The 7380-nt window shown below is 73.8% G+C and carries 4 protein-coding genes; 2 read left to right on the top strand and 2 right to left on the bottom strand.

Annotated features, from left to right (window positions below):
• The first annotated feature begins 282 nt into the window (after positions 1–282).
• On the top strand, positions 283–2919 hold the full coding sequence (hrpB, locus tag ACLQ24_RS27790) for an ATP-dependent helicase HrpB (RefSeq protein ID WP_425894701.1): 2637 nt from the start codon (positions 283–285) through the stop codon (positions 2917–2919).
• A 7-nt stretch (positions 2920–2926) separates the two neighbouring features.
• Here hrpB and ACLQ24_RS27795 read toward each other — a convergent pair whose 3' ends face one another.
• A complete protein-coding gene (locus ACLQ24_RS27795; protein ID WP_425894698.1) occupies positions 2927–3652 on the bottom strand; it encodes a PP2C family protein-serine/threonine phosphatase in 726 nt (241 codons plus the stop codon).
• 250 nt (positions 3653–3902) lie between these two features.
• On the opposite strand from ACLQ24_RS27795, the gene ACLQ24_RS27800 reads away from it, so the two are divergent.
• Positions 3903–6512 (top strand): glycoside hydrolase family 9 protein, encoded by a 2610-nt coding sequence (locus ACLQ24_RS27800; RefSeq protein WP_425894699.1) that lies wholly within the window; start codon positions 3903–3905, stop codon positions 6510–6512.
• Between the two features lie 56 nt (positions 6513–6568).
• Here the strand turns inward: ACLQ24_RS27800 and ACLQ24_RS27805 are convergent, their stop codons facing one another.
• Positions 6569–7219 carry an HAD family hydrolase gene (locus tag ACLQ24_RS27805; RefSeq protein WP_425894700.1) on the bottom strand — a complete coding sequence of 217 codons (651 nt, stop codon included), beginning with the start codon at positions 7217–7219 and terminating at the stop codon, positions 6569–6571.
• Between the last annotated feature and the right edge of the window lie 161 nt (positions 7220–7380).

Raw genomic sequence — 7380 nt, forward strand, 5'->3', positions numbered from 1 at the left:
ATAGCGCTCGGGTAACACTCCGGACACCCGTGATGTTCCTACCCCACCAACCATGATCCACAAGACAGGCCCTAGGGACTTCACGATCGAGGGCCGGGTCAGCGTCGCCCCGGTCCTCGATCGTGTGCACGCCGGCCGGGTCGCTTCCCTTCGGGGCGGCGGCCCGGCCGATCGCGTCTGGTCGAGGCTGGGGCCCGGCCGATCGCGTCTGGTCGCTCGCCGATGCGGCCAGCAGCTGGGCCGGCCCGTCGAGCCTGCTGAAGCGCGGTGCGAGACTGGGCCGTGCTCTCCGACGTGACCCTGGACCTGCCGGTCCGTCCGACGCTGCCGGCGCTGCTCACCGCGCTCGACGCGGCCGGCGCCGCGGTGCTGGTCGCCCCACCGGGCACCGGCAAGACCACGCTCGCGCCGCTGGCGGTGGCCGACCGGGTCGACGGCCGGGTGGTGATCGCCCAGCCCCGTCGGGTGGCGGCACGAGCCGCCGCCCGACGGATGGCCGACCTCCTCGGCGAGCGGGTCGGCGACCGGGTCGGTTACGCCGTACGCGGCGAGCGGCGGGTCGGCCCGGCCACCCGGATCGAGGTGGTGACCACCGGCCTGCTGGTCCGCCGGCTGCACCACGACCCGGAGCTGCCGGGCACGAGCGCGGTGCTGCTCGACGAGTGTCACGAGCGGCAGCTCGACGCCGACCTGGCGCTGGCCTTCGCAGTGGAGGCCAGGGCCACGCTCCGGCCCGACCTGTGGCTGCTCGCGATGTCCGCCACGCCGGACACCGACCGGTTCGCCGCCCTGCTCGGCGGGGCCACCCCGGCCCCGGTGGTCCGGGCCGAGTCGGCGCTGCACCCGGTGGAGCGGATCTGGGCGCCGCCGGCCCGGCCGGTCGCGCCGCCCGGGGCCGGTCCGGTGGACCGCGCCCTGCTCGACCACGTGGCCGCGACCGTCCGGCGGGCGCTACGCGAGCACGACGGCGACGTGCTGGTCTTCCTGCCCGGGGCCGGTGAGATCGCGGCTGTCGCCGGGCGGCTCGCCGACCTGCGGGACACCGTCTCGCTGCTGCCGTTGCACGGCCGGCAGCGCGGGGCCGAGCAGGACGCGGCCCTGCGCCCCCGGAGCGCCGACGACCGGCGTCGCGTGGTGCTGTCCACCGCGCTGGCCGAGACCAGCCTCACCGTGCCGGGCGTGCGGACGGTGGTGGACGCCGGGCTGTCCCGGGTGCCTCGCATCGACCTGGCCCGTGGGCTGGGCGCGCTGGTCACCGTGCCGGTCTCCCGGGCCGCCGCCACCCAGCGGGCCGGCCGGGCCGGCCGCGAGGCGCCGGGGTACGTCTACCGCTGCTGGTCCGAGGCGACCCACGAGCGGCTGCCCGCCCGGCCGGAGCCGGAGATCGCCACCGCCGACCTGACCGGCTTCGCGTTGGAGCTGGCCGCCTGGGGAAGCCCGGACGGCGTCGGTCTGGCGCTGCCCGACGCGCCGCCGGCCGCGGCGATGGCGGTGGCCCGGGACACCCTCGAAACGCTGGGCGCGGTCGACGAGACGGGCCGGATCACCGGACGGGGTCGCGCGATAGCCTCCGCCGGGGCGCACCCGCGGCTGGCCCGGGCCTTGCTCGACGCCGCCGACCGGGTCGGCGTCGACCGCGCGGCCGAGGTGGTCGCCCTGCTCGCCGAGGAGAGCGCGGCCGGCCCGGGCGACGACCTGGTGGCCGGCTGGCGTCGGTTGCGCGCCGGCGTCGACGCGGGCGCCACCGCCCGCTGGCGCGTCGAGGTACGCCGCCTGCGTGCCGCGCTGCCGGATGGCTCGCCGGAGGGGAACCGCACCGGTTCCGGACGTGCCCGGACAGCCGCCGCGCCCGGCACCGCACAGCCGGCCAGCACCGCACAGCCGGCCCGCACCGCCGCAGCTCCTCGATCCGGCGGGCCCGCTGACCCCGACCGGCTGACCGACGACCTCGCCGCCGGGCTGATCGTCGGACTGGCGTACCCCGAGCGGTTGGCCCGGGTGCGGCGGCCGGGCGGGTCGTCGTACCTGATGACGGGTGGGACCGCCGCGGAGCTGGCGGTCGGGTCGGGGCTGGCCGGGGCCGACTGGCTCGCGGTGGCGGTCGCGGACCGCCGGCCCGGCGCGCCCTCGGCGCGGATTCGCCGCGCCACGCCGCTGGACGAGGCGACCGCCCGGGAGGCGGCGGGTCCGCTGCTGTCCACGCAGCGGGAGGTGGGCTGGTCCGACGGGGACGTGGTGGCCCGGGAGGTGACCCGACTGGGCGCGATCGAGCTGGTGGCTCGGCGGCTGGACCGCCCGGACCGGGCGGAGGTGGCGGCGGCGCTGCTGACCGGCCTGCGTCAGGAGGGGTTGGGGCTGCTGCCGTGGACCCTGGCGGCGCGGGGGCTGCGCGAGCGGATGGCGTTCTGCCGGCACCACCTCGGCGACGAGTGGCCGGACGTCGGCGACGAGGCCCTGCTCGCGGCCGCGCCGACGTGGCTGGGGCCGGAGCTGGCCGCCGCCAGGCGACGCGCCGACCTGAGCCGGGTGGACGTGACCTCGGCCCTGCGCCGGCTGCTGCCGTGGGCCCAGGCCGCGCGCCTCGACGAGCTTGCCCCGGAACGCATCGAGGTGCCCAGCGGCTCACGCATCCGGGTGGACTACGCCGATCCGGCCGCGCCGGTGCTGGCGGTCAAGCTCCAGGAGACGTTCGGCTGGCCGGCGGCCCCGCGCATCGCCGGTGGCCGGGTGCCGGTGCTGCTGCACCTGCTCTCCCCCGCCGGTCGCCCGGTGGCGGTCACCGCGGACCTCGCGTCGTTCTGGCGTACCGGCTATCAACAGGTCCGCTCGGAGCTGCGCGGTCGCTATCCCCGCCACCCGTGGCCGGAGGACCCGGGCACGGCGACGCCCACCCGCCGCGCCGCGCCGCGCCGGCGCTGAGGAGGGGCTACTCCTCGACGACGTCGGCCACCACCACTGTGACGTTGTCCGGCCCGCCGGCGTGCAGCGCCAGGTCGATCAGCTTGCCAGCGCAGGCGGCCCGGTCGGGGTAGGCGGCGAGCACCTCGGCCAGGGTGTCCGGGCGGACGACGTTGGAGAGCCCGTCGCTGCACAGCAGCCACCGGTCACCGGCGCGGGGCACCATCGTCGCGTACGACGGGGACACGTCCTCGCCCTGCAACGCCTGGGTGACGACCGCCCGGCGCGGATGGCTGCTGGCCTGGTCCGCCGTGATCACGCCCTGGTCGACGAGCATCTGCACGAAGGTGTCGTCGCGGGTGACCTGCTTGAGCACACCCTCGCGGAAGAGGTAGGCCCGCGAGTCACCCACGTGGGCGAGGGCCAGGCAGCTGCCGGTACGGGCGAAGAGCAGGGCGGTCAACGTGGTGCCCATGCCCTGGCGCTCGGGGTCGTCGGCGACCGCCTGCCGGATGCGGGCGGTGGCCAGCGCGATGCCGTCCTGGAGGGCGGCCACCAGGGCGTCCTCGGGTGTCTCCACGTCCAGCGGAGCGACCGCGTCGATGGTGAGCGAGCTGGCGAGGTCTCCGGCGGCCATTCCGCCCATGCCGTCGGCGACCGCGACGAGCCAGGCGCCGGCGTGCAGGGCGTCCTGGTTTCCGCTGCGGATCAGCCCACGGTCGCTCGTTCCCACGGAACGCAGCTTCAGGGTCATGGGAGGCAGCCTGCCAGGCGAAGGGCTCAGTTGTCTCTAGGAGATCAGGACGACGGCGCGTGGCGCGGCCAATCTCACCTCTCGCGTTCCACCGCGTGCCGATCTCCACGCCCTCGTCGGAGGGCAGATCCCATCCAGTCAGGTCAATTGACAGGAGGTACCGCCACTGGAAACATCGAGCTTCGAGCTGGGAGCGCTCCCAGATCACCACCGCCGCCTGCCTCACCCTCCGTCCCGGAAGGACTCCCCCGTGACGTCATCCACACGCCGCCTCCTCCTGGCCGCGGCGACCACGCTGGCCCTCACCGGCGCGGGCGCCGGCGCGGCCCACGCCGACCCTCCGCCGGACGCCCCCGAGCAGATCGACAACGGGGACTTCAGCGCGGGCGTGAGCCCGTGGTTCTCCTACGGCACCGACCCGCTCACGGTCACCGACGGCCAGCTCTGCGCCTCCGTCCCCGGCGGACTCGCCAACCCGTGGGACGCCGGCATCGGCCAGGACGGCGTGCCACTGATCACCGGCGCCGAATACACCCTCGGCTTCGACATCACCGCCACGCCCGGCACGGCGGTCAAGGCCGTGCTCCAGCTCGGCAGCGCCCCGTACACGACGTACGCCGCCGTGGACGCCGCCGCCACCGGCACCAGCCAGCGCGTCGAGTCGACGTTCACCGTCCCGGACGACAACCAGAACGCTCAACTGATCTTCCAGGTCGGCGGCAGCGCGCAGGCGCAGACCATCTGCCTCGACGACGTGTCGTTGCGCGGCGGCGAGCCACCCGCCCTGTACGAGCCGGACACCGGGCCCCGGGTACGCGTCAACCAGGTCGGCTACCTGCCGGGCGGCCCGAAGAACGCCACAGTGGTCACCGAGGCGACCACGCCGCTGCCCTGGCAACTGCACTCGGCCGTCGGCACGGTTCTGGCGAGCGGCACCACCACCACGCACGGCGTCGACGCCGCCTCCGGCCAGAACGTGCAGACCGTCGACTTCTCCAGTCACCGCACGCCGGGCGCCGGTCTGACGCTCACCGTCGACGGCGAGACCAGCCACCCGTTCGAGATCTCCGGCACCCTCTACAAGCAACTGCGCTCGGACTCGATGCAGTTCTTCTACGCCCAGCGCAGCGGCATCGCCATCGACGGTGACCTGATCGGCGACGAGTACGCCCGCCCCGCCGGCCACCTCGACGTCGCGCCCAACCAGGGCGACACCAACGTGCCCTGCCAGCCGGGCGTCTGCGACTACTCGCTGGACGTACGCGGCGGCTGGTACGACGCCGGCGACCACGGCAAGTACGTGGTCAACGGTGGCATCGCCACCTACCAACTGCTCAACACCTTCGAGCGGACCAAAACGGCGGCCACCGCCAACGGCGGCGCCGGACTGGCCGACAGCACCCTGCGGGTGCCCGAGCGCGGCAACGGCGTGCCGGACATCCTCGACGAGGCCCGCTGGGAGCTGGAGTTCCTGCTGCGCATGCAGGTGCCGGCCGGCAAGCCGCTCGCCGGCATGGTCCACCACAAGATCCACGACAGGAACTGGACCGGCCTGCCGCTCGCCCCGCAGGACGACCCGCAGCCGCGCGAGCTGCACCCGCCGTCGACCGCGGCCACCCTCAACATGGCCGCGACCGCCGCCCAGTGCGCGCGACTCTTCGCACCGTACGACGCGGCGCTCGCGTCCCGCTGCGGCACCGCCGCGAAGACGGCCTACGCCGCCGCGAAGGCCCACCCCGCGGTGTACGCCAGCCCGACCGACGGCACCAGCGGCGGCGCGTACGACGACTCGAACGTCACCGACGAGTTCTACTGGGCGGCTGTCGAGCTGTACCTCACCACCGGGGCGCAGCCCTACCTGACCGACCTGACCGCGTCGCCGCACCACACCGGCAACGTGTTCGAGCCGCGCGGCTTCGGCTGGCAGAGCGTCGCCGCGCTCGGCCGCCTCGACCTGGCCACCGTCCCCAACGGGCTGCCCGCCGCCGAGCTGACCCGGGTGCGCGCCTCGGTCACCGCCGCCGCCGACGCCTACCTCGCCGAGCTGCGCCGGCAGGCGTACGGGCTGCCGATGCCCGGGGACGCCGACAGCTACTTCTGGGGCGCCAACAGCAGCATCATCAACAACGCGATCGTCCTGGCCACCGCCTTCGACCTGACCCGCGACGCCCGTTACCGCGACGGCGCCGTGCAGGCGATGGACTACATCCTCGGCCGCAACGCCCTGAACATCTCCTACGTCACCGGCTGGGGCGAGCACGCCGCGCAGAACCAGCACAGCCGGATCTTCGGTAACCAGCTCGACGCCAACCTGCCCCACCCGCCCGCCGGCTCCCTCGCCGGTGGCGCGAACGCCGCACTGCAGGACCCGTTCGTGGCGCAGTTGCTCGCCGGCTGCAAGCCGATGTTCTGCTACGTCGACGACATCAGCTCGTACTCGACGAACGAGGTGGCGGTCAACTGGAACTCGGCCCTGACCTGGATCTCCTCGTTCCTGGCCGACCAGGGCGAGGCCGGCGCGGTACCGGCCGTCACCTGCTCGGTGAACTACGCCAACTACGGCACCTGGCAGGGCGGCACCGGATTCACCGCGCAGCTGACCATCCGTAACACCGGGTCCACGGCCGTCAACGGCTGGACCACCCGGTTCGCGTTCACCGGCGACCAGCGCGTCCGGGAGGCGTGGCTCGCGAAGGTCACCCAGTCCGGCGCGACGGTCACGGCGAAGAACGAGTCGCACAACGCCAAGATCGTCCCCGGCGGCACGGCGACCTTCGGCTTCAACGCGACGACCAACGGTGGCGCCAACCCCAACCCGGGACTGGTCACCGTCAACGGGAACGCCTGCTCCCTGTCCTGACCGCGATCCCTGGTGGCCGCCCTCCCCCCGTGGGCGGCCACCAGGACCACGGACCATCAGGGCCTGTTGTGTACGGCGATCAGGTCCGGCAGCTCGTGCAGCGAGTCCACGCGGAACAGGCACCGGTCGGCCACGGCCGACATGTCCAGGATGTGCCCCCACGGCGAGCGGCGGATCAGGCACGTCTTCATCCCGGCCTTCTGAGCCGGACGTGCGTCGTTGTCGGGCCGGTCCCCGACGTACAGGATCGACGCCGGATCGCCACCGCCCTCGGCCACGACCCGGTCGAAGAAGGCCGGTGCCGGTTTCGCCACGCCCCAGGAGTGCGACGTCCCGATCACGTCCACGTCGAGGTCGAGAGACCGCAGGGTCGACTCGGCGTGTGCTGGCTGGTTACCAGCCAAGCCGACCAACAGTCCCTGGTCGCGGAGAGCGGTAAGGCAGCCGCGCGCGTCCGGGTAGAGGTCCTCCGCGCCGAACGTCTCCGGCTGACCGGCGGCCGCCCGTCGGGCGAGCTCGACCTCAAGATCGAAGTCAGGCCGGAAGGTCCGGAACGTCTCTCGGTAGTCCAGGCCCCTCGCGACGACTGCACCGAAGACCGCCGACAACGTGTGCCGTGGCACACCAAGCCAGTCGGCCCAGGCGGCAAACTCCCGAGACTCGTCGAGAATCACCCCGCCGACATCGAAGAAGACCGTGCTGATCAACCTGCCCCCGTCCCGGTCCGGCCGTCGGCGATCATAGGCGGTGGATTGCACACACGATGCCCCCGTGACGTCGGGTGTGGCCCACCTAGACGATCTATTCCAAGGGGGTCAGTGGTCGTATGCGGTCAGGGACCGTAGGACTGGCTGGTTGGTGTGCCAGT

The organism is Micromonospora sp. DT4 (genome assembly GCF_049841675.1).
Lineage (GTDB): Bacteria > Actinomycetota > Actinomycetes > Mycobacteriales > Micromonosporaceae > Micromonospora.

Excerpts from the sequence above, each read along its gene's own strand:
- ACLQ24_RS27795 (WP_425894698.1), bottom strand. The coding sequence starts at position 3,652 with ATGACCCTGAAGCTGCGTTCCGTGGGAACGAGCGACCGTGGGCTGATC.